We start from the raw sequence: 19,584 nt of genomic DNA on the forward strand, positions 1-19,584 counted from the left end.
CCGAGCTGCGCAGCCGTGGCAGATTGCAGCTGAGCGAGAGCGCCCGATGCAGCCAGCATGACCCCACGTCGTCCTGCGCCAGCGTAACAAAAACATTCTTTTTAAGCATGCCATTGCGCTAAGATGTTTCGCCGGTGGCGCACCGCGTCCCGGTCATACCCATTTCATTGCGATCCATTTAGAGGTCCCCATGCGCATGCGCCACTACCCCGCCCTGCTGGCCGGGTTCACCCTGTCGATGTCGGCATTTGCCGCACCGGCTGACGGGTGGACCTTGCCAGTCACCATGAAAAAACTCGACAACGGCCTGACCGTGATCGTGTCGGAAGACCGCACCTCGCCCACCGTCGGCGTCTCGGTCGTCTACCACGTCGGCATGCGCCTCGAGCCGAAGAACCGCACGGGCTTTGCGCACCTGTTCGAACACCTGATGTTCCAGGGCACGCCGAACGCGCCGAAAGGCATCTTCGATACGACGATCACGGGTGGCGGCGGCTGGAACAACGGCTCGACCCGCCCTGACTTCACCAACTACATCGAGACCGTGCCAAGCTCGGCACTGGAGCCGATCCTGTGGCTGGAAGCGGACCGCATGAAGACGCTCGACTTCAGCGCAACCACGCTGAAGAACCAGCAGGACGTCGTCAAGGAAGAAATCCGCGTCAACGTGAAGAACCAGCCGTATGGCGGCTTCATGTGGATCGACATCAGCCAGCATGCGTTCCAGAAATGGGAAAACAACCACGACGGCTACGGCAGCTTCGAAGACCTGGAAAACGCCAGCCTGGACGACGTGCGCGCGTTCCACCGCGACTACTACGGCCCGAACAACGCAGTGCTGGCCATCGCCGGCAACATCACGCCGCAGCAGGGCTTCGCGCTGGCCCAGAAATACTTCGGCGCCATTCCTGCTCGGCCGGTACCGAAAGGAACCGATTTCAGCGAGCCCCTGAACACGGCCGAAAAACGCCTGCAGCAAAGCGACGCACTGGCACAGGTGCCGGCGATCGCGGCGGCCTGGAAGGTGCCCGAGCGCGGCAGCCGCGACCAGGCGCCGGTCGCCGTGCTGGCCGAACTGCTGGGCGGCGGCGATGCATCGCTGTTCTACCAAGGCCTGGTCAAGGGCCGCGAAATCGCGCTGAACGTCGACATCCTGTTTGGCCTGACCAGCCCGTGGGAATACAACGGCCCTACCCTGATGACCGTGCATGCGCTGTACAAGCCCGACAGCAGCGCGGACGCGATCCTCAAGGCCATGGATGAAGAGATCGCCAAGGTGGCCAAAGACGGCGTCGACGACGCCACCCTCAAGCGCGTCAAGACGCGCATGCTGGCCGACTGGAACAACAAGCTGGAAAGCTTCGTCAACCGCGCCGACACGATGGCCAAGCTGCAGGTGCTGTGGGGCGACGCCAATGTCGTCAACAAGATTCCGGGCTGGATCGATGGCGTGACCTCGAGCGACATCCAGCGCGTCGTCAAGACCTATCTCGTCCCGACCAACCGCACCGTCATCGACCGCAAACCGGCCGCGATGATCGAGGCCGCCAAGACCGCCGCGACGTCTGCCCCCACCACCACTGCGCCTGCCGGCGTGAACAAATAAGGAGCGCATCATGAACAAATTGATGCTCGCGCTTGCCGTTTCGCTGGCGTTCGCGCCGACGCTGCATGCACAAACCAGGGCGCCGAACGGCATGCCTGCGTATGGCCAGGAAAAATCGATTCCCGCACCGAAGATCGCCAAGCAGACACTGGCCAACGGCCTGACCGTGTGGGTCGTGCCGCGCCAGGGCTTGCCGCGCGTGGACTTCGTGCTGGCGCTGCGCGGCGCCGGCTTTGCGGCCGATGCTCCGGCACAGGGCGGTTTTGCGGCGATGCTCGCCGGGATGCTCAACGAAGGCACGGCCAAACGCGATTCGCGCGCCATCGCCGAAGCAGCGCAAGGCATGGGCGGCGAAGTTGCCGCCAGCCCGGCCGCCGACGGCATCATCCTGTCGGCCAACGCCGTCGCCTCGCAGGCGGGCGGCATGCTGAACCTGATGGCCGAAATCGCGCGCCAGCCGTCATTCCCCGAGAACGAAGTGGCGCTGGCGAAAGCCAATGCGCTGCAGGCGCTGCGCGTGGCCGAAACCCAGCCGGGTTTCCGCGCCGAGCGCGCGATCAAGAAAGCGGTCTACCTCGACCATCCGTACAGCCGCACCGATCCGACGGCCGAGTCGATCAATGCCGTGAGCGCCGCGCTGCTGCGCAGCGAGCACGCAAAACGCTTCCGTCCGGAGCGCGCGCTGCTGGTCATCACCGGCCGCATCACCGAAGCACAGGCGCTGAAGCTGGCGCAAGCCGCATTTGGCGACTGGAAGGGCAGCGGCGCGGCCTTGCCGGACACGCCTGCCGTCACCACGAACGTGAAGCCGGCCCGCATCCTGCTCAAGCGCGACGGCAGCGTGCAGTCGACGCTGCGCGTGGGCAGCCCTGGCATCGCGGCCAGCGCCGCCGACCAGATCCCGCTGCGCCTGACCAGCACCATCATCGGCGGTGGCTTCTCGAGCCGGATCAACACCAATCTGCGCGAAGAAAAGGGCTATACCTATGGCGCCTCAGCGGGCGCGCGCATGAGCCGCGCGGGCGGCATGATGGTCGGCGGCGCCGACGTGCGCAATGAAGTGACGGGCGCGGCGCTGGCCGAATACTTCAAGGAGTACAAGCGCCTGGGCAGCGAGCTGGTCACGACGGCCGAGATGGACATGAACAAGCGCTATGTTGCAGGCGGCTACCTGCTGAATAACCAGCTGCAGCGTTCGGTGGCCAACACGCTGGCCGCGAACTGGCTGGTCGGCTTGCCGCCCGAGTTCCTGGGCGACTACGTGCCGCTGATGCGCAAGGTCACACCGCAGCAAGTGCGCACGGTGGCGCAGAAATATTTTGCGCCCGAGAACCAGTCGATCGTGATTGTCGGTGATCCGTCCAAGCTCGATGCGCAGCTGGCGCCATATGGCGAATTTACGGTGACCGAGAAGTAATCCATTCACCACAATACCGATGCTTGCCCCGTGTAGTTTGCGGGGCATTTTTTTCGACTCAATCTTTATTCGCTAACAAATATTCCGGCTGCATGAGCGTGCATATTTAGCACGATAAAAGACCGTAAGCCAGCGCCACAATTGCGCGAACTAATTATTTCAACGAGATTACAACAAGAAAGTATTTACTTGCGTCGGATATCAATGCAGCAATAATATCTATGCGCTCGCATTGCATTATTTGCATCGTGAATTTCGATGTGCAACGCATCGCTGGCACCACGAGGAAGCCCCCGGAAGACGCATCACCGCTTACCACAACGACCCACGCCCACCAGTCGCGAAAGGACTACGCATGAGAACGAAGCCTTCGAGCTCGCCGTACCACGGCAAGCAAAGCCAGCTGCATACCGCCCCCCTGAAAAAAGGTTCGCTCGCGCTGTGCATCGCGCTGGCCCTGGCTGGCGGCAGCCCATCCGTGCTGGCGGCACAAGTCGGGCCGGTGCAGGTACAGAACCAGCGCGCGGCCGCGTTCTGGCAGGACGTGACGGTGCCGGCGGCATCGACGACCGCGCGCACTTCCAGCGCCAAAACACCGGCGCTGCAACTGCGCCGGGTGCGCGCCGCCAGCCTCGACCTGGCCGGTCTGCGGGGCGTTGCCCGCGAAGCGCCGATGGCGCGCAGCGGCGACCTGTCGGACAGCAGCCTGACCATCTCGCTGCCGCATCCGGACGGCGGCTACCAGCGCTTCACGCTCGAAGAGTCGCCGATCATGGAGCCGGGCCTGGCCGCCAAGCACCCCGACATCAAGACCTACCGCGGCAAGGGCGTCGACGATCCGCGCGCCACGCTGCGCATGGACATCACGCAGCTTGGCCTGCACGCGTCGGTCCGTTCGCCGGATGGCGGCTGGTATGTCGATCCGTACTACCGCAATGACACCAGCGTCTACGCCAGCTACAAGCGCGCCGACCTGATCAACCCACGTGGCCCGCTGATCGAAGGCGCTATCGAACCACAACTGAGCCTGTCGCGCTCGTTCTACCAGGAAGGCGACAGCGTCGTGGTGAACGGCGCGGGCTTTGCCCCGGGCGCCAGCGTCACACTGAACATCGCGGCCGATGGCGATGGCGTGGCGCTGCACAATGCCACAGCCACCGCCGACAAGAACGGCGCGATCAGTGTCACGCTGCCGGCTGCCGCAGCACGTCAGGGCGCATTCGATATCACCGCCACCGATGGCCGCAACAGCACCAGCGCGCCCTACCGCGTGGTCGATGCCAGCATGGCGGCCAATGCCGTCGTCGGCAGCGCACTGCGCACCTACCGCCTGGCGCTGGTCACCGACCCGAGCTACGCGACCTACTTCGGCCCTGCCAACGTCACCGCCGCCAAGGTCACGCTGATCAACCGCGTGACCCAGGTCTACGAAGACGAGACCTCGATCAGCCTGGTGCTGATCGACGCCACCGATGCGCTCAACCTGAATACTCCCGAGCAGATGACCGGCACCAACGGTCCCTGCGGCGGCGCGGCCTGCTACACGCCGGCCCAGGCATCCGGCTGCACGAGCGGCACCCTGAGCCGTAACCGGATCGTCACCGGCCTGCTGGCGGGCGCCAGCAACTTCGACGTCGGCCACATCGCCTTCGGTCTGAACGGCGGCGGCGTCGCCAGCCTGGGTGTCGTGGGCGGCAACGGCAAGGCCCAGGGTTGCACCGGCATCCCGACCCCGACCGGCGACTTCTTCGCCGTCGACTACGTCGCGCACGAACTGGGTCACCAGTTCTCGGGCAACCATACGTTCAATGGCACGGCAGGCAGCTGCAGCGGCGGCAACCGCAGCGCCACCACCTCGGTCGAACCGGGCAGCGGCTCGTCGATCATGGCCTACGCCGGCATTTGCGCCACCGACAACCTGCAGCCGCACAGCGATCCATACTGGTCGCAACGCAGCTTCGACGAGATCGTCGCCTACACGTCGGGCGCCGATATCGCGATCAACGAAGTACAGGTAGCCGCCCTGGCCGGCTTTACCGCTGCTGACCAGCAGTTCCAGCTGAGCTTTAACGGCAACCTGTCGGCTCCGATCGTGCGCGGCGTCAACTACACCACGGTGGGCGTCAAGGCGGCCATCGAAAGCATTCCCGGCTGGCCCAGTGGCGCCACGGTATCGGTCAGCACCCTGAGCGATACGGGCTTCACCGTCACCTTCGGCGGCACGCTCGCCAGCACCAACGTGCCTTCACTGGTGGTCAGCAACGTCAGTGGCGCCGGAACCGGCTTCATCGGTGAAGTCGCACGCGGTGGTCTGACCAATCGCGGCGGCAGCGTCGCGGGCACTACCAATTCGGCGCCGAGCGTCACCGTGCCGCCAAGCTTCACGATCCCGGTACGCACGCCATTTGCCCTGACCGGCAGCGCCGTCGATGGCGACGACGACACCGTGACGTATATGTGGGAGCAGAACGACCGGGGCGGCAGCACCGGTACCTCGCTGATCAATAACGTCAAGCTCAACGGCCCGCTGTTCCGCCAGTTCGGCACGCGCGCGATCGTGACCAGTTCCGGCACGCTCGAGTACTCGTCGCCAGGCCAGAACCAGGTGACCACGGATCCAACCCGTGTCTTCCCGGACATGGCGCAGATCCTGTCAAACAACACCAATGCCCTCACCGGCGCCTGCCCCACTGCCAGCACCACGCCAACGGCAACCGAGATCGACTGCTTCTCGGAGTTCCTGCCAACGGCTGCGTACGTGGGCTTCGGGGCCAACGCCGCACCGGCGTCGCTGAACTTCAAGCTGACAGCGCGTGACGGCCGTGGCGGCGTCAACAGCGCCACCACGACGCTGGTGCTGGCACCTGCTGCCGGTCCGTTCCTGGTCACGTCGCCCAACACGGCGGCCACCATCAACGCCGGTCCGCAGACCGTGACCTGGAGCGTGGCCAACACGGACGCGGCGCCAGTGAGCACCGCGAACGTGAAGATCACGCTGTCGACCGACGGCGGCGCGACCTGGCCATACCTGCTGGCGGCCAGCGTGCCGAACACAGGCAGCGCCAGCGTCACGTTCCCGGCAGTGGCAACCACGCAGGGCCGCATCAGGATCGAGGCGGTGGGCAATGTGTTCTTCGACGTCTCGGACGCCAACTTCACGCTGGCGAACGCGCCGGTCGTGGGGGACGTGACCGGTGACGGCGTGGTCAATTGCGCCGACGTGGCAGTGGTGCGTGCATCGCTGAACAAGCGCACCGGCCAGGCCGGGTTCGATCCGCGCGCCGACGTGAACAGCGATGGCATCGTCAATATCCGCGACCTGAACGTCGTCACGCAGCGCGTGCCAGCGGGCACGGTCTGCAACTGATCCAGGCGGCGGGCCGGATCAACGTATCCGGCCCGCCAGAACCATTGAATGCATACTCAACTTTAGGATCACACCATGAGCAAATGGAAGCACTTCATCGCCGCCGTCCTGCTGGGCGCCACCACCCAGGCCTGGGCCGCCCCCATCCTGTCATTTTCCACCGGTCCGGCCGCGCAAGTCGGCTCGACCGTGACGTATAACATCGCGATCGACGATATCGCCGACCTGTATGCGTACCAGTTCTCGATCAACTACGATGCGCGCTACCTGCGCGCACTCAACGTGACCGAAGGCGCCTTCCTGGGCACGGCAGGCAGCACAGTCAGCGGTGTTCTTGGCATGGACGCAGGGCTCATCGACTTCGTGTACGGCAGCCTGCTCGGCCCGATCCCGGGCGCCTCGGGCAGCGGCCTCTTGGCCAGCATCACCTTTGAAGCGATCGGTGCGGGCACGTCCGCGCTGTCGTTCGCTGACGTGATCTTCCTCGATTCGGTTGGCGACGACATTGCCGGCTTGACTGCGCTGTCGGGTCAGGGCGTCGTACTCGCCGACCCGGGTGGACCGGTTGACGTGCCGGAACCGGCCAGTGTCCTGCTGTTCGGCGCCGGCCTGGCGGGCGCTGCCGCACTGCGTCGCCGCCGCACAGGCGCCCGCGCATAATCAGCAACGAGCAACGAGCCACGGGCAACGAGCAACGGCGATAAGCAAACAGGCCTGCACCGCGTAACCGCGGTGCAGGCCTGTTTCATTGACAGTGCTGTCGTTACGCCAGTGCTTCCTTGGCCGCCTCTTCAGGCGTGAGCGAATCGTAGAACTGGTCGGTGAACCATTCGATTTCTTCCTCGATATGGTCTTGCGCCTGCCGTACGGTCGCGCCGCCCGCGACTAAAAACCCCTCGACCTCGATACACCAGTTGACGAACGCCAGCGTTTCTTCATCGAGTTCTTCTTCCTTCTTGGCCATGGCAAATCCCCGTATCACGTTACCGCCGGTCGGCGCGACCGGCGTTGGCGTGATTCTACCGTAGCCGGTCAGCGCTCGGTGGCCACTTCCGGCATCAGGCGATTCATGACGCTGTAGTTAATCGCCGTCCACCACTCCGAGCCTTCGCCGGTCAGCGCCGCTTCGGATTGCGCGATCGCCTCATGGTCGCTGCTGACCAGGTAATCCTCGACATCGTTCAGTGACGCGAACGACAGGATCGAGACCGCATCGATTTTGCTGCCTTCGGGGTCCTTCTGGGTCGAGCCGATATTGAGCAGCACCGCGTAGCGCTTCACGAACTCGGTCGTTGCCGACTGGCCCATGACCAGCGGCGCGTGCTCGTCCAGCAGGCGGCGCTGGAATTCTTCGCGCGACAGGTCCGGGTTGCGCATGTGGATCTTGACCAGGCTGATCGGATCGCGGTGACGCGCGCTCGGGATCAGGATGTATTCGCGCGTGATTTCACGCGTGACCATGCGAAACGCCACTTGCTCATCGGCGATGATTCGCTCGGCAAATTTCTCCTGGCCCAGCACGCGCTCGATATCGTCCTGTTCAGCATACGTGATGTAGGCCAGGCCATCCCAGCGCGGGCGGCCATACGGCGGCACGCATTTTTCTGGCTCGGCCGGCAGCTTGCCATCGTCGCCGATCATCGCGCGGTACGGTGGCGGGAAGAACGACGACGGGCCCGAGGCAATACGGTGTACCTGATCGTAGCGCAGCACGCGCTCGGACGAACTGCCCGGCTCATCCCACGCGAATTTCGGGCCGTGGACCTTGCGCCAGTATTCGTCCCAGTGCTCGAACGCCAGGTTTTCATTGCCTTCCAGCGCCAGCGCGCCGGGACGCCAGTTCGGCAGATGCACCTCGTTGCCGTGCTTGCTTTTGGCAGAGCCTGCGTCTTGCGGACGCTCACTGCGCGGCGTGCTGTCGACACGGCTGACAAAGGTCGCCGTGACGATCAGCGGATGCGTAATCGGATCGCGGGTCTGGCCCATCGGCGGGCGTTGCAGGTTGTCGCTACGGTCGAAATCAATGGTCATGACATTCCTTTTTCTTGATCGTGCGTTAAAAGACAATGGTAAAAAATCAGTCGGCGTTAAACAGCGGCAGCACGTGCTCCGCCAGTTCGGCCAGCGCATCCTGCGCCGGCCGGCGCAGCGGCTTCAGGTTCAGCGCCACGTGGCTCACGCCTTGTTCCTGCTGATGGTAAAACAGCTCGACCAATGCATGGCGGCCGCTACGAATGCCGTTGCGCACAAAGCGCATCGGCTCATCCGGGTCTTCGGCCAGGTCGAACATCGTGCCGTAGCCGTACGGGCGCACCCACTGCCCCGGCTCGTGGCTGGCGCGCCATGCCTCGATCAGTTGCGGCAGGCGGGTAAAGTCGCTCAGGTGCCAGATCCAGCCATCGCTGTGCCGGGCAATCCACGCCATGTCCTGGCGTGCGCGGCCGACAACGATCATTGGCAGGCGCGGCGCCGCCGGCTTGGGCACCAGGTCGATACCCCCGTCGAGGTTGCCGTAGTGCGCCGTGCGCGCATGCGGAAAGTCCTGTTCGGTCACGGTCTTGATCAGGCCGAACGCTTCGCGAAAACGCTCGCCACGGTTGTCGAAATCCAGGCCAAACGCCGGATACTCGACGGGCCGGTCACCGGTCGACAAACCCAGCACCAGGCGCCCGCCCAGCAGCTGGTCGACCGACACCGCCTGCTTGGCCACGACCAACGGCTCGCGCAGCGTCGCCACGATGCCGGCGGTGCCCAGCGCGATGCGGCTCGTGTGCGCCGCCAGAAAGCCCATGTACACCATCGGATCGAGCACCTGGCCGGTGTCGCCGAAGTTCGGATCGTAAAACGGCACGTCGCGCAGCCACAGGGTCGAGAAACCGGCCTCGTCGGCCATGCGCGCCATCGTCTGGTGATTGGCCAGAGTCGGAAACGGTGAATCCGGATAGCCTTCAAGCGGCATGATGAAGCCGAAGGTCAGCTTGCCCGGCTTGAAGATACGCTGGTAGCCGGCGTGGCTTGCCAGTTCGGCTGGCAACGGGCCAATGGGTGCGAGTGCCATGATGTTATGCCTTGGTTGGTGGATTCATGCGTGCCACCAGGCTGGTCGCCAGCGCAGCCAGCACGGCGATGCCCGCAGCCACATAACCGACATTGCCCGCGCCCCAGTTGGCCACTGCAAGGCCACCGATCACGGCGCCCAGCGCGATGCCGCCGTTGGCCGCCGACACATTGATGGTGCCGGCCAGCGCCTGGGCGCCGGTTGCCGCCTTCATCACGCGGATCTGGCAAATCGGATACAGCGCCGTATTGGCGATACCCCACACGCCAAGCGCGATGGCGAACCCGATGCTCAGGCCGGCGAACAGCATCGACGCGGCCATGCCGGCTGCCAGCACGAGGCTGAAGATGGCGGTGGTGGCCAGCGGTTTCTGGTCAACCCAGAGACCACCCAGCCAGTTACCGATCAGGCCCACCGCGCCAAAGCCCATCAGCCACCAGCCGACCTGCGCCGGCGCCACGCCGGCCGATTTCTCCAGCATCTCGGCCAGGTAGGTGTAACCCGTGAACATGGCAGTAAACACCAGGATCGACAGCGCCACGTTGGCCATGAAGAACGGGCTTTTCAGGATCTTTGCCTGTTCACGCATGGCAACCGGCTGCGATGCACGCACCGTTGGCATGCTGAAGAACATCAGCACGGCCACCAGCAGCGACAGTGCGGCCAGCAGGCCGAACGCGCCACGCCAGCCAATGGCGTCTGCCGCCAGCGTGCCGAGCGGAATACCAAACAGCATCGCAGCCGAAATGCCGAGATACACGGTCGAGACAGCGCGACCGGCTTTTTCAGGACCGGCGATCTGGGCCGCGGTGTCGCTCGCGGTACCCCAGAACACGGGCAGCGCCAGCGCCGGCAGCAGGCGCGCCAGCGCCAGCACCCAGATGTTTTGCGCGACGGCGGCCAATGCATTGGTTGCTGCGAACAGCACCAGCACGGCGACGAACAGCTTCTTGCGGTCGACATTGGCCAGCCACGCCGTCAGGAACGGGCCGCACACCATGACGACCACGGCGAACAGCGTCACGAGCTGGCCCGCCGTGGCCACCGTGATGGACAGGTCACGCGCCAGTGCCGGCAGCAAGCCGACGATCAGGAACTCGGTGGTGACGATGACAAACGCGGCAATGGCCAGAATCGTGATGGAGAGTGTGCCGCCAGTCGCCTGAGGCTTGTCCGCCATCGTATCGACGGTGGTTGTAGATGAATTGGGCATTGCAGAAAACTCCGGTAATTATCTGACTGTCATCATATAAGAGATAAAAATTCGCATGTTGGATAAGAATTCCTGCATCATGTGGAATAAATTTCCAGGAGAGGGCTAATGACACCCGCAGAACGTTTGAAAGGCCTTGAAACCTTCGTTGCCGTGGCCGATGCCGGCAGTTTCACGGCGGCCGCCGACCGGCTGAATCTGACCAACTCCGCCGTCGGCAAGGCCATTGCCCGACTCGAAGGGCGATTGAAACGGCCACTGTTCGACCGCACCACGCGCAAACTTGAGATGACGGACGCCGGCAACGTCTTCTACAAGGTCTGCGTGCGCGTGCTGGATGAACTCGAAGCGGCCGAGCGCCTGCTGGCGCACGACCATATCGCCCCGTCGGGCCGGTTGCGCGTGGACATGCCGGCCACCTTCGGGCGCATGCACGCCGTGCGCTCGCTACTGGCGTTTGCCGAGCAGTATCCGCAGGTGCAGCCGCACGTGTCGTTCACGGATCGCTTTGTCGATCCGGTCGAGGATGGCCTCGACGTGGTCGTGCGCATCGGCGGCTCGGACACCTGGCCGGCGGCGCTGTGCTACCAGCACCTGGGTGACGAAGAACTGGTCTTCTGCGCCTCGCCCGCCTACGTGGCGCGGCACGGTGCGCCAACGACGCTCGATGCGTTACTGGGCCACGACGCCATTCTGTACGGTCGCGCCGACGGCAGCACGAGTCCATGGCTAATCAAGGATGGCGCCCTGCCGCTGGCGCGCCAGCACGTGAACGGGCGCATCATATTGGGACAGGCCGAGGCCGAGGTCACGGCCGTGGAGATGGGACTGGGCATCGCGCAGCTGGCAACCTGGCTCGTCGAGCAGCAGCTGCGCGACGGCAGCCTGGTAAAAATTCTGCCCGAGCTGGCCACGTCCGGCCTGCCGCTGTATCTGGTGTGGCAGCGCAGCCGCCAGCACGCGCCCAAGGTCACGGCGCTGATCGCGCACTTTGCGCAGACGCTGACGATCCGACCTGCGGCGGCCGACGCAGCGGATACCGGAGCGAGTAACGCAGCAAGTAAGGCAGCAAGTGAGGCAGCGGGCGCGTTAGCGCCGCAGCCTGTCGCGCCAGCCTGACGGGGTCACGCCGACACAGCCCTTGAAGCGCCGGGTCAGGTGGCTCTGGTCGGCAAAGCCGCATTCGGGCGCCACCGCCGCGAGCGGCATCCCGCCCCGAATCGGCGTGCAGGCATGAGCGACGCGCACTGAATTGAGATACACGTGCGGCGGCGTGTGATACGCGGCGCTGAACGCGCGCGTGAGATGTGTGCGCGACATGCCGGCCACGGCGGCCAGGTCGGCCACCGTGAGATCGCGCTGGAAGTACGTGCGGATATAGTCCCTGACCTGCGCCATGCGCGCATCGGCAGCGAATGTGCCGGCCCGGACAACCGGTGCGTCGGGACGCTCGCCATGGCGCGCCAGCATCGTGCCAAGAAACGCACGCAGCAGCGTTTCCGCCCGCAGCGACTCGGCTGGCGTTGCCAGCAAATTGCTGGACAGCTGCGCAAACGTCGCCGCCATCTGGTGGTCAGTTACGCATGGCCGGGTGAAATACCTGCCATCGGCGCGCTCGCCCTCGGGCGCGATGCAGCTTGCCACGAACGTATCCGGCACATACCAGATCGCATAGCGGAACCCGTCGGCCGTGCCGGCGCTGCCATCATGGTCTTCATCCGGATTGAACAGAACCAGGTCGCCCACCTGGCTATCGTACTGCGCGCCCTTGCAGCGAAACCGCTGCACCCCGGCGGTCGTCACGCCGATCGCGAATCCATCGTGGCTGTGGCGCTCGAACGCGTGATCCGTGAAGCTTGCCTGCATCAGCGTGACGCCGCCCGCCAGTGCCGAAAAGGTGGCGTCGTTCACTGGCCGGGCGGGTGCGGGGTGCATGCAACAATTGTACAAGACCCCTACCCGCCCGCAGGCGCACCATGGCGTTTTCACTTTTCACTCAAGGAGAACGCATGAACGCTGCAATCGACCTGGCCGGCAAACTGGCCACATTCACCGAAGCCTGGCAACCGCGCACGGTCAGCCTGTTCAACGGCCATGACGTCATGGTTGCCAAATTGCGTGGCGACTACCACTGGCATGTGCACGACGATTCGGACGATTTTTTCCTGGTGCTCGCCGGAAGTCTGGAGATCGATCTCGACGACGGAACGACCGTGACGCTGGGGCCCGGCCAGCTGTACGTCGTACCGCAAGGCGTGCGGCACCGGCCCCGCGCGCCCCACGAAGCGCAGATCATGCTGATCGAACGCACCGGCACGCCCAACAGCGGCGATGTGGCCACGGCGGCCCCACGCCGCGTCATTTAGCGTCCTTACAGAACGGGCTGATTTTCGATTTTGTGTTAAAAATAAGGCAACTGAATCAATCTTGTATTCGGTTGAACAACGTATCGAACAACACTACTACCTTAGGACTTGCCATGAAATCTACCAGCCTGCTTTCTTCCGCCCTGATTGGCGCCGTCGCCAGCGCCCGCTCGATGACCCCGATGGCCACGCTTGCCGCCGCACGCCTTGCCGGCCGCAACACGTCGGGTAACCTCATGCTGCTGGATCGCCCACTATTCAAGTACGGCGCACTGGCCATGGGCGCCGGCGAACTGTACGGCGACAAGATGAAGTCGGCGCCGGACCGCACCGTGTTCCTCGGCCTGCTGGCACGCATTGCCAGCGCCGGCATCGCCGGTGCGGCGCTGGCGCCAGAAGGTCGTGAAAAGGCCGGCGCAGCGGTTGCGGTCGCAACTGCCGTGCCACTCGCGTATGCCACGCTGGCCGCCCGCAAGCAGGCGATGGCCAAGATCGGTCAGACCCGCAGCGGCCTGATTGAAGATGCGCTGATCGTCACGGCAGGCATTGCCGTGGTGGCGCTGGCAACGCGCGCCGCACGCGACTACTGATGTACCTGGGCCGGCGTCAGCCGCCGGCCCGCTTTGCCCGATGCCCGAGTTTGGCGAGTGCCTGCAGAACGGTGTCGCAATGATCGCCCTGCACTTCGATCACACCGTCCTTAACAGTCCCGCCGGCGCCGCAGGCCGTGCGTAACTGCTTGCCGAGCACAGCCAGCGCCATCGGATCGAGCGCCACGCCCTTGACGAGCGTGACGCTCTTGCCGCCCCGCCCCTTACTTTGCAACGACACGCGCACATTGCCATCGCCGACTGGCGCAGCACTGGCAGCTGTCTTGCACGTGCACTGCGCCACAGGCTGGCGACAGATCGGGCACATGCGGCCTGTTTCCGTGGAATAGACGAGACCGCCGTTCGAACTACGCATCGTGATCAGTCCAGCCGCTTGAGACGCTGTCCCATGATGCCCCAACGGCAATCGACGCCATCGACCCGCCCCACGAGCGCCCAGCCGGTGCCGATCTTTTCGACGGTGACGCGGCTCTCGATCTCCTTCGCAAGCTTCTCGGCCCAGCCAGTGGCGGCGCCCTGCCCCTTGAAGAGTTCCTTGCCGTCGTAAATCACGGTTGCATCGAAGACGGACATGGCGAATATGGTCATTGCTTCCTCTGGACTTCTGAACGAAAGCAGCATCCTACCACCGCCGCCAGGCCAGCCGACACCAATGCTACGTGCGGCGACGGGCCGCCATGAGTCCGGCCATGCCAAGACCAAGAAGGAGCATCGTGGCCGGTTCCGGCACATCGGTCACGTTGGCAAGTGTTGCGGTGCCGCCGTTCAGGCCCGTGATGACCGTGCTGTAACTGCCGGCATCGGCATTGCTGAATCCGGTTTCGACCAAGAAGTAATCGATCCCGGCGGACAAGGCGATCGTGAATCCCGCCTGGCCGAAGCTGGCGAGGGTGAGATCGTCATTCAGCGCGATCAGGTTCGCCAAGGGTGAGGAAGCAGCGAATCCATTGGCGTACAGCACGAGATAGTTGTCCCAACCGGCTGGCACCAGGCTTTGACTGAAGAACGTGTAGTTGCCGGTCTGGTCGACCCGGATGCGGTTGACATCGTAGGCGACATTTGTGCCTACCGCACTGAGCGTGGTGGTACTCAGCGGACGGTTCCATGTCGGGCCACCGAGCGTCGTGTCGGTGAAGGTGAGCGTGCCGGCTTGCGCCAGCGTCGCGCCAAAAAGGCCGATCGCCAGCATGGCGGCGTTGGTTGCCTGGCGTACCAGAGCAGAAGAATAAGAGCGATGCATGGCAGGTCCTGTAAAAAGCTTGCGTTGTGTCAAAGAGAAAGTTGATCGAGCACACGCTACAGAGCAATTACCGTGCCGTTATTCCAGGCGCTTGATTTCTATCGTATTTACATTTTAAAAAATACTGACTGTAAAGAATCCCGACGGATTCCCGGTTGTTGCAGGATCCGGAACAGGCTGGTTGCGGTTGATCGCTGCACGTCAGCGCAGCACGGCCAGCCTGACTTTCTTGCCTTTGCGGAAGGTATAGATCGTCATCGCGGCGTCGCGCAAATCGCCCTTCTGATCGAAGGCGATTCTGCCAGTGACACCTTCGTGCCTGACGGCCGCCAACGCCGGCAGGAACTTGGCTGGGTCGCTCGAATTTACAGTCTGCATCGCTTTCGCGAAGACCATCACCGCATCGTAGGCATAGGGCGCATACGACTGCACCGGGAGCTTGTAGCGCTGCTGGTAACGCTGTGTGAACGCATTCAGGCCAGCTTCCTGCGCAGTGCCAACGCCGCCCGCCACGACGCAGTACACCTTGTCGTCGACCAGCGCGTCGCCGGCAAGCAGCGGCATCTTTTCCGAGCAGACGCCATCGCCCGAAATAAGCTTGGCGCGCAGACCGAGCGCCTTCATCTGTTTGAGCATCGGCCCGGCCACCGCGTCCATGCCGCCATAAAAAATCACGTCAGGATCGCGCGCGCGGATCTGGGTCAGGATGGCGCTGAAATCGGTGGCCTTGTCGCTCGTGAACTGGCGGCTGACCACGCTTGTGCCAGCCCCCGCCTTCTTGACGCCCTTGACGAATTCGTCCGCCAGTCCCTGGCCGAAGGCCGTCCGGTCGTCGATCACGGCAATCTTCTTGGCTTTCAGCGTGCCGAGCGTATACGTGGCCAGCGTGCGGCCGATCAGGTTGTCGTTGGCGACGACGCGAAACGCCGTCTTGAAACCCTGGTTCGTGTAGACAGGCGTCGTGGCCGCCGGCGAAATCTGCGGGATGCCGGCATTGGCGTAGATTTTCGAGGCCGGCACGGTCGTGCCCGAATTGAGGTGCCCCACGACGGCCGCCACCTTCGCATCGACCAGCTTTTGCGCGACCGTCGTGCCGGTGCGCGGATCGGCAGCGTCGTCTTCGGGCTGCAAGACCCATTGCACCTTGCTGCCGCCAAGCACAATTCCTTTCGCATTGAGGTCATCAATCGCCATGCGGGCGCCGTTTTCGATGTCCTTGCCCGCATGGGCGCTGGGGCCGGACAGCGGCGACACCGTACCGATTTTGACTTGCACAACCTTGCCTGCAGGCTGGGCCTGGGCAAGCGGTACGGCGGCAAGGACGAGCGAGGACGCAGCGGCGAAGACAAGAAAATGCATGACGGGCCTTATGAAGATGCGCTTAGCGCTGTGGCGCCATCAGGTCGAGCAGGATCGCGGTCTCGGCCTTGATGGTATTGGTGAGCGTCGGCTTCAGATCCGGCGCCCATTGCGGCGAGTGGGTGCCCGGCAAGGGCTTGCCGGCCTTTTTCGCTGCCTCGAGGCGACCGGCATCGACCGCGCCCACGTGCAGCAGCAGTGCCTTCACGCCGGGCTGCTGGCCGTACATGGCGAAGTCTTCGGATGTCATCTTGGCCGGCATTTCTTTCACAAAATCAGGGCCGACGGCCTGCTCGACCGCCTTGACGGCGCGCGCCACCAGTTGCGGATCGTTGACGACCGAGTCGGTGCCGGTCTTGACTTCCACCAGCGGCTCCTTCGGCGCACCAGCGGCGAGCGCTTCGCCCTTTGCTTCGCGGGCGATGCTGGCCAGCACGCGCTGGCGCACTTCGGGCCGGAAGGTGCGCACCGTCAGCGCCAGCTTGACCTGATCCGGCACGATATTGGCCTGCGTGCCGCCCTGGATGCTGCCGACCGTGATCACGACCGGGTCGAGCGGATTGTTTTCGCGCGAGATCAGGGTCTGCAGCGCCATCACCAGCCGCGCCGCCATCACCACCGGGTCGCGCGTCTCGTGCGGCACGGCGCCATGGCCGCCCTGCCCGAACATCGTGATGGTGACGGTATCGGCCGACGCGCGGAACGCCCCGGCGTGCCACATGATCGTGCCCGATGCCATCGACGCATCGTCGTGCATCGACAGCGCGTAATCCGGTTTCGGGAAGCGCGTGAACAAGCCGTCCTTGAGCATGGCGGCGGCGCCCGTCAACGCTTCTTCGGACGGCTGGCCGATCAGCATCAGCGTACCGCTCCAGGCCTTGCGGTTCTCCGCCATCAGTTTTGCCGTGCCATACCAGGCCGCCATGTGCAGGTCGTGGCCACAGGCGTGCGCCACCGGCACGGTGTCCCCGGCGGCATTTTTCGTCGTGACCTTGCTGGCGAACGGCAGACCGGTCTTTTCCAGCACTGGCAGTGCATCCATCTCGGTGCGCAGCATCACGGTCGGTCCCGGACCATTCTTGAGGATGGCCACGACGCCGGTGCCACCGACGCCTGTGGTCACCTCGAAGCCGAGCGCCTTGGCCCGTTCGGCCAGCTTGGCCGCGGTCTTGTGTTCCGCAAAGCCAAGTTCGGGGTTGGCGTGCAGGTCACGGTAGAAGGCTTCGAGCTTGGGAAAGTCGGCCGCCAGCTGGGTGTCGAATGGCGCCGGAAGCGACGCGGCGTGGGAGCCAACCTGGGACAGGCCAGCGAGCAGGCTGGCGGCGAGGATAGTGCGGCGGAAGGTGCATGAAAATGACATCGTGACTCGCTTCAAGAGTTGGGAAGAGGCAGTTCCGATTCATTCTACCTGCATGCTGCCGCGCACGATTACCTGGCAAATCGGGGGTGATTCAACACCGGGCGGCGTGAAAACTTATGCCTGCTCCTGCTGGAACTGGTCCCGCTGCATCGCGATTTCCTGCATATAGCCCTCGAACTCGGCTAACGTTTCGACACGCCGCACGACCTGGTCGTTGCTGTCTTCTACCGTGAAGGTGCCGCCGCTTTCCAGCACGCCGAGAATCGCGGCCCGCACGTTGTCCAGCGATGCATCACTGCCTGTCGTCGCCAATGCGGTCCAGGTGTCCTGGTCGATCGCGACATTGTGCTCAAGAAATTTAAGGTTGAACATCATGGTGCTTGTACTCCGGAAGGAAATGGGAACCCAACATAGCATGGACACGGTAGCCGCACGCTTGCAGGCTGCCGTACCGAATCGGGGGCCGCACCCATACGAAGGAAGCGGCTGCTGACTGGCTCAATCAAACGATTTGGTTGTACCGACGTCGCCATCTGCCAGGACCACAAAACGCAAGCTGTAATTGTCGAGCGTCCCCGGCAAACGCGCCGGATCCAGCCGCCCCTGTTGCGACGGCGTCAGCCCGTGGATCCCGTCATCCTCGCCAATCAGCGCGCCCAGCATCACGCTGGTCAGCATCAGCACCAGATTGCGCGCCGGGCACATCACCGGCCCGCTACTGAACGGCACCAGCGGCCAGTCGCGGTCCTGCACATCGCGTACCTTGTCATCCTTCAGCCACAACTCCGGCGCAAAGCGGTCAGCGCAGTCCATGCGCTGATCATCGCGGTGGAAGAACGGCGTGAACAGCAGGATGCCGGTACCCTCTGGCATCGTGCCCCCTTCCCACTGCGTCGCGCGCGTGCTCTGGCGCAGGATTGCCGGCGTTGTCGGCCACAGGCGCAGCGACTCCAGCACGGTCGAGCGCAGGAATGGCAGGTACTGGCGTTCGATGCCGGGATGGCTGTGCAACTCGGCGCGGGCGCGCGCTGCTTGTTCCGGATGCGCCGCCAGCAGCGCCAGCGCGCGGAAGGTGGCCATGCCGGCAGCGTCGAACGCGAACAGCCATTGTGGCACCTGATGGTTGGCCATCGTGTCAGCGCTCTGGGGCACGCTGGCCGCGACCGCCGCCAGGCTGCCCGGCTCGGCCCGGTCGAGGTAACCCTGGATGCGCGCCAGGAAGCGCGACCGCAGGCCGGTCTTCTTTGGATGCATGAAGGCCCAGTTGGCCGCCTTGCGCAGCTCGATGATCATGTCGCTGATGGTCTGGTCTCCGGCAGCAGCGTCGCCGAACACAACGCGCCGCACCATGCGCGTCCAGCCGGTATTGAAGGTGTCCCAGTCAAGCTCGCCCTGGGTACGCGCCTTGGCCAGCAGGCGCCCTGCTTCGTCGTCGACCACCGGCAGGAATTTGTCGACCATGTGGTGCACCGCGCGCTCATGCTCCAGCACGTCCTCGTTGAAGCGGCGTCGTGCAGTCCGCTCGGGACATTGCGAGATCAGCGAACCGTGCGGTTCAAAATGCGACAACGCGGCGCGCTTCTCGCTGCTGGCAGCAGAAAACGGTTCGGGCGACTCGTCCAGCACGCGCCGCGCGTGTTCGGGCGTCAGTATGACCGCCTGCTTGCGGATCGGCAGTGGCAGCATCAGCGGGCCGCTGCCATATTTGTTGCGCAGCTTTTGCATGCGCCCGATCGCGCGCCGGTCGAGCTCCAGCCGTTCGGCCAGCGCTACCACGGCCGGGCGACGGATAATCACGCCCTTGGCAAACGTCGGGGCCAGCACGTCCACGGCCAAAGCCAGCGTGTCGAGCACGCCGGCGGTCGGCAGCTCGCCCTCGCGGGTGCCTGGGGCGCCGCGCGAGCGCGTCATCAATCTGGTGGCGACCAGGCCGCCCGCCAGGCCAAGGGCGCCTGCGAGCAGCAGGTTGCGATTGCGTTTGTTCATC

At 64.2% G+C, this 19,584-nt stretch carries 19 protein-coding genes; 7 read left to right on the plus strand and 12 right to left on the minus strand.

From position 1 onward, the window contains the following. Positions 1-190 precede the first annotated feature (190 nt). The 4 genes from NX775_RS04535 to NX775_RS04550 all read left to right on the plus strand — a co-directional run bounded on the left by NX775_RS04535 (position 191) and on the right by NX775_RS04550 (position 7,050). Positions 191-1,606 carry a M16 family metallopeptidase gene (locus NX775_RS04535; protein ID WP_258834899.1) on the plus strand — a complete coding sequence of 472 codons (1,416 nt, stop codon included), beginning with the start codon at positions 191-193 and terminating at the stop codon, positions 1,604-1,606. Between the two features lie 10 nt (positions 1,607-1,616). Then, the gene (locus tag NX775_RS04540) at positions 1,617-3,023 is read left to right on the plus strand and encodes a M16 family metallopeptidase (RefSeq protein WP_258834900.1); all 1,407 of its coding nucleotides are present in this window, start codon (positions 1,617-1,619) and stop codon (positions 3,021-3,023) included. A 355-nt stretch (positions 3,024-3,378) separates the two neighbouring features. Continuing rightward, positions 3,379-6,390 carry a reprolysin-like metallopeptidase gene (locus NX775_RS04545; protein WP_258834901.1) on the plus strand — a complete coding sequence of 1,004 codons (3,012 nt, stop codon included), beginning with the start codon at positions 3,379-3,381 and terminating at the stop codon, positions 6,388-6,390. Between the two features lie 75 nt (positions 6,391-6,465). Continuing rightward, complete coding sequence (locus tag NX775_RS04550) at positions 6,466-7,050, plus strand: cohesin domain-containing protein (RefSeq protein WP_258834902.1); 585 nt, start codon at positions 6,466-6,468, stop codon at positions 7,048-7,050. Between the two features lie 103 nt (positions 7,051-7,153). Here the strand turns inward: NX775_RS04550 and NX775_RS04555 are convergent, their stop codons facing one another. The 4 genes from NX775_RS04555 to NX775_RS04570 form a co-directional block, all read right to left on the minus strand. Beyond that, complete coding sequence (locus NX775_RS04555; protein ID WP_183557631.1) at positions 7,154-7,354, minus strand: globin family protein; 201 nt, start codon at positions 7,352-7,354, stop codon at positions 7,154-7,156. 68 nt (positions 7,355-7,422) lie between these two features. Then, complete coding sequence (locus NX775_RS04560) at positions 7,423-8,421, minus strand: EthD domain-containing protein (RefSeq protein ID WP_258834903.1); 999 nt, start codon at positions 8,419-8,421, stop codon at positions 7,423-7,425. A 46-nt stretch (positions 8,422-8,467) separates the two neighbouring features. Beyond that, positions 8,468-9,448: an LLM class oxidoreductase gene (locus NX775_RS04565; RefSeq protein ID WP_258834904.1), complete on the minus strand. Its 981-nt coding sequence runs from the start codon at positions 9,446-9,448 to the stop codon at positions 8,468-8,470. A 4-nt stretch (positions 9,449-9,452) separates the two neighbouring features. Continuing rightward, positions 9,453-10,628 (minus strand): MFS transporter, encoded by a 1,176-nt coding sequence (locus NX775_RS04570; RefSeq protein ID WP_221290818.1) that lies wholly within the window; start codon positions 10,626-10,628, stop codon positions 9,453-9,455. Positions 10,629-10,769: 141 nt separating this feature from the next. On the opposite strand from NX775_RS04570, the gene NX775_RS04575 reads away from it, so the two are divergent. Then, a complete protein-coding gene (locus NX775_RS04575) occupies positions 10,770-11,780 on the plus strand; it encodes a LysR family transcriptional regulator (RefSeq protein WP_258834905.1) in 1,011 nt (336 codons plus the stop codon). On the opposite strand, the gene NX775_RS04580 is transcribed toward NX775_RS04575, so the two are convergent. Beyond that, positions 11,751-12,596 (minus strand): AraC family transcriptional regulator, encoded by an 846-nt coding sequence (locus tag NX775_RS04580; protein ID WP_258834906.1) that lies wholly within the window; start codon positions 12,594-12,596, stop codon positions 11,751-11,753. The two genes, NX775_RS04575 and NX775_RS04580, sit on opposite strands and share 30 nt — an antisense overlap. A gap of 74 nt (positions 12,597-12,670) precedes the next feature. Between NX775_RS04580 and NX775_RS04585 the strand changes: the two genes are divergently transcribed. Both NX775_RS04585 and NX775_RS04590 read left to right on the plus strand, forming a co-directional pair. Continuing rightward, entirely contained in the window at positions 12,671-13,027 is a 357-nt protein-coding gene (locus tag NX775_RS04585; RefSeq protein WP_258834907.1) for a cupin domain-containing protein, read from the plus strand. A gap of 113 nt (positions 13,028-13,140) precedes the next feature. Then, positions 13,141-13,617, plus strand: a complete 477-nt coding sequence (locus NX775_RS04590) for a hypothetical protein (protein ID WP_258834908.1) — start codon at positions 13,141-13,143, stop codon at positions 13,615-13,617. Positions 13,618-13,633: 16 nt separating this feature from the next. Here NX775_RS04590 and NX775_RS04595 read toward each other — a convergent pair whose 3' ends face one another. The 7 genes from NX775_RS04595 to NX775_RS04625 form a co-directional block, all read right to left on the minus strand. Then, entirely contained in the window at positions 13,634-13,993 is a 360-nt protein-coding gene (locus NX775_RS04595) for a translation initiation factor Sui1 (RefSeq protein WP_258834909.1), read from the minus strand. Between the two features lie 5 nt (positions 13,994-13,998). Then, the gene (locus tag NX775_RS04600; protein WP_183557602.1) at positions 13,999-14,226 is read right to left on the minus strand and encodes a hypothetical protein; all 228 of its coding nucleotides are present in this window, start codon (positions 14,224-14,226) and stop codon (positions 13,999-14,001) included. Between the two features lie 67 nt (positions 14,227-14,293). Continuing rightward, on the minus strand, positions 14,294-14,878 hold the full coding sequence (locus NX775_RS04605; protein ID WP_258834910.1) for a PEP-CTERM sorting domain-containing protein: 585 nt from the start codon (positions 14,876-14,878) through the stop codon (positions 14,294-14,296). A 201-nt stretch (positions 14,879-15,079) separates the two neighbouring features. Next, complete coding sequence (locus tag NX775_RS04610) at positions 15,080-16,237, minus strand: branched-chain amino acid ABC transporter substrate-binding protein (protein WP_258834911.1); 1,158 nt, start codon at positions 16,235-16,237, stop codon at positions 15,080-15,082. Between the two features lie 22 nt (positions 16,238-16,259). Continuing rightward, a complete protein-coding gene (locus tag NX775_RS04615) occupies positions 16,260-17,597 on the minus strand; it encodes an amidohydrolase (RefSeq protein WP_258834912.1) in 1,338 nt (445 codons plus the stop codon). A gap of 114 nt (positions 17,598-17,711) precedes the next feature. Next, complete coding sequence (locus NX775_RS04620; RefSeq protein ID WP_258834913.1) at positions 17,712-17,972, minus strand: hypothetical protein; 261 nt, start codon at positions 17,970-17,972, stop codon at positions 17,712-17,714. Positions 17,973-18,095: 123 nt separating this feature from the next. Then, entirely contained in the window at positions 18,096-19,583 is a 1,488-nt protein-coding gene (locus NX775_RS04625; protein ID WP_258834914.1) for a cytochrome P450, read from the minus strand. Between the last annotated feature and the right edge of the window lies 1 nt (position 19,584).

This window comes from Massilia aurea (assembly GCF_024753205.1).
GTDB classification, from domain to species: domain Bacteria; phylum Pseudomonadota; class Gammaproteobacteria; order Burkholderiales; family Burkholderiaceae_D; genus Telluria; species Telluria aurea.

Coding starts and splice junctions, on each gene's coding strand:
- NX775_RS04535 (WP_258834899.1), top strand. CDS start 191: ATGCGCATGCGCCACTACCCCGCCCTGCTGGCCGGGTTCACCCTGTCG.
- NX775_RS04540 (WP_258834900.1), top strand. CDS start 1,617: ATGAACAAATTGATGCTCGCGCTTGCCGTTTCGCTGGCGTTCGCGCCG.
- NX775_RS04545 (WP_258834901.1), top strand. CDS start 3,379: ATGAGAACGAAGCCTTCGAGCTCGCCGTACCACGGCAAGCAAAGCCAG.
- NX775_RS04550 (WP_258834902.1), top strand. CDS start 6,466: ATGAGCAAATGGAAGCACTTCATCGCCGCCGTCCTGCTGGGCGCCACC.
- NX775_RS04555 (WP_183557631.1), bottom strand. CDS start 7,354: ATGGCCAAGAAGGAAGAAGAACTCGATGAAGAAACGCTGGCGTTCGTC.
- NX775_RS04560 (WP_258834903.1), bottom strand. CDS start 8,421: ATGACCATTGATTTCGACCGTAGCGACAACCTGCAACGCCCGCCGATG.
- NX775_RS04565 (WP_258834904.1), bottom strand. CDS start 9,448: ATGGCACTCGCACCCATTGGCCCGTTGCCAGCCGAACTGGCAAGCCAC.
- NX775_RS04570 (WP_221290818.1), bottom strand. CDS start 10,628: ATGGCGGACAAGCCTCAGGCGACTGGCGGCACACTCTCCATCACGATT.
- NX775_RS04575 (WP_258834905.1), top strand. CDS start 10,770: ATGACACCCGCAGAACGTTTGAAAGGCCTTGAAACCTTCGTTGCCGTG.
- NX775_RS04580 (WP_258834906.1), bottom strand. CDS start 12,596: ATGCACCCCGCACCCGCCCGGCCAGTGAACGACGCCACCTTTTCGGCA.
- NX775_RS04585 (WP_258834907.1), top strand. CDS start 12,671: ATGAACGCTGCAATCGACCTGGCCGGCAAACTGGCCACATTCACCGAA.
- NX775_RS04590 (WP_258834908.1), top strand. CDS start 13,141: ATGAAATCTACCAGCCTGCTTTCTTCCGCCCTGATTGGCGCCGTCGCC.
- NX775_RS04595 (WP_258834909.1), bottom strand. CDS start 13,993: ATGCGTAGTTCGAACGGCGGTCTCGTCTATTCCACGGAAACAGGCCGC.
- NX775_RS04600 (WP_183557602.1), bottom strand. CDS start 14,226: ATGACCATATTCGCCATGTCCGTCTTCGATGCAACCGTGATTTACGAC.
- NX775_RS04605 (WP_258834910.1), bottom strand. CDS start 14,878: ATGCATCGCTCTTATTCTTCTGCTCTGGTACGCCAGGCAACCAACGCC.
- NX775_RS04610 (WP_258834911.1), bottom strand. CDS start 16,237: ATGCATTTTCTTGTCTTCGCCGCTGCGTCCTCGCTCGTCCTTGCCGCC.
- NX775_RS04615 (WP_258834912.1), bottom strand. CDS start 17,597: ATGTCATTTTCATGCACCTTCCGCCGCACTATCCTCGCCGCCAGCCTG.
- NX775_RS04620 (WP_258834913.1), bottom strand. CDS start 17,972: ATGATGTTCAACCTTAAATTTCTTGAGCACAATGTCGCGATCGACCAG.
- NX775_RS04625 (WP_258834914.1), bottom strand. CDS start 19,583: ATGAACAAACGCAATCGCAACCTGCTGCTCGCAGGCGCCCTTGGCCTG.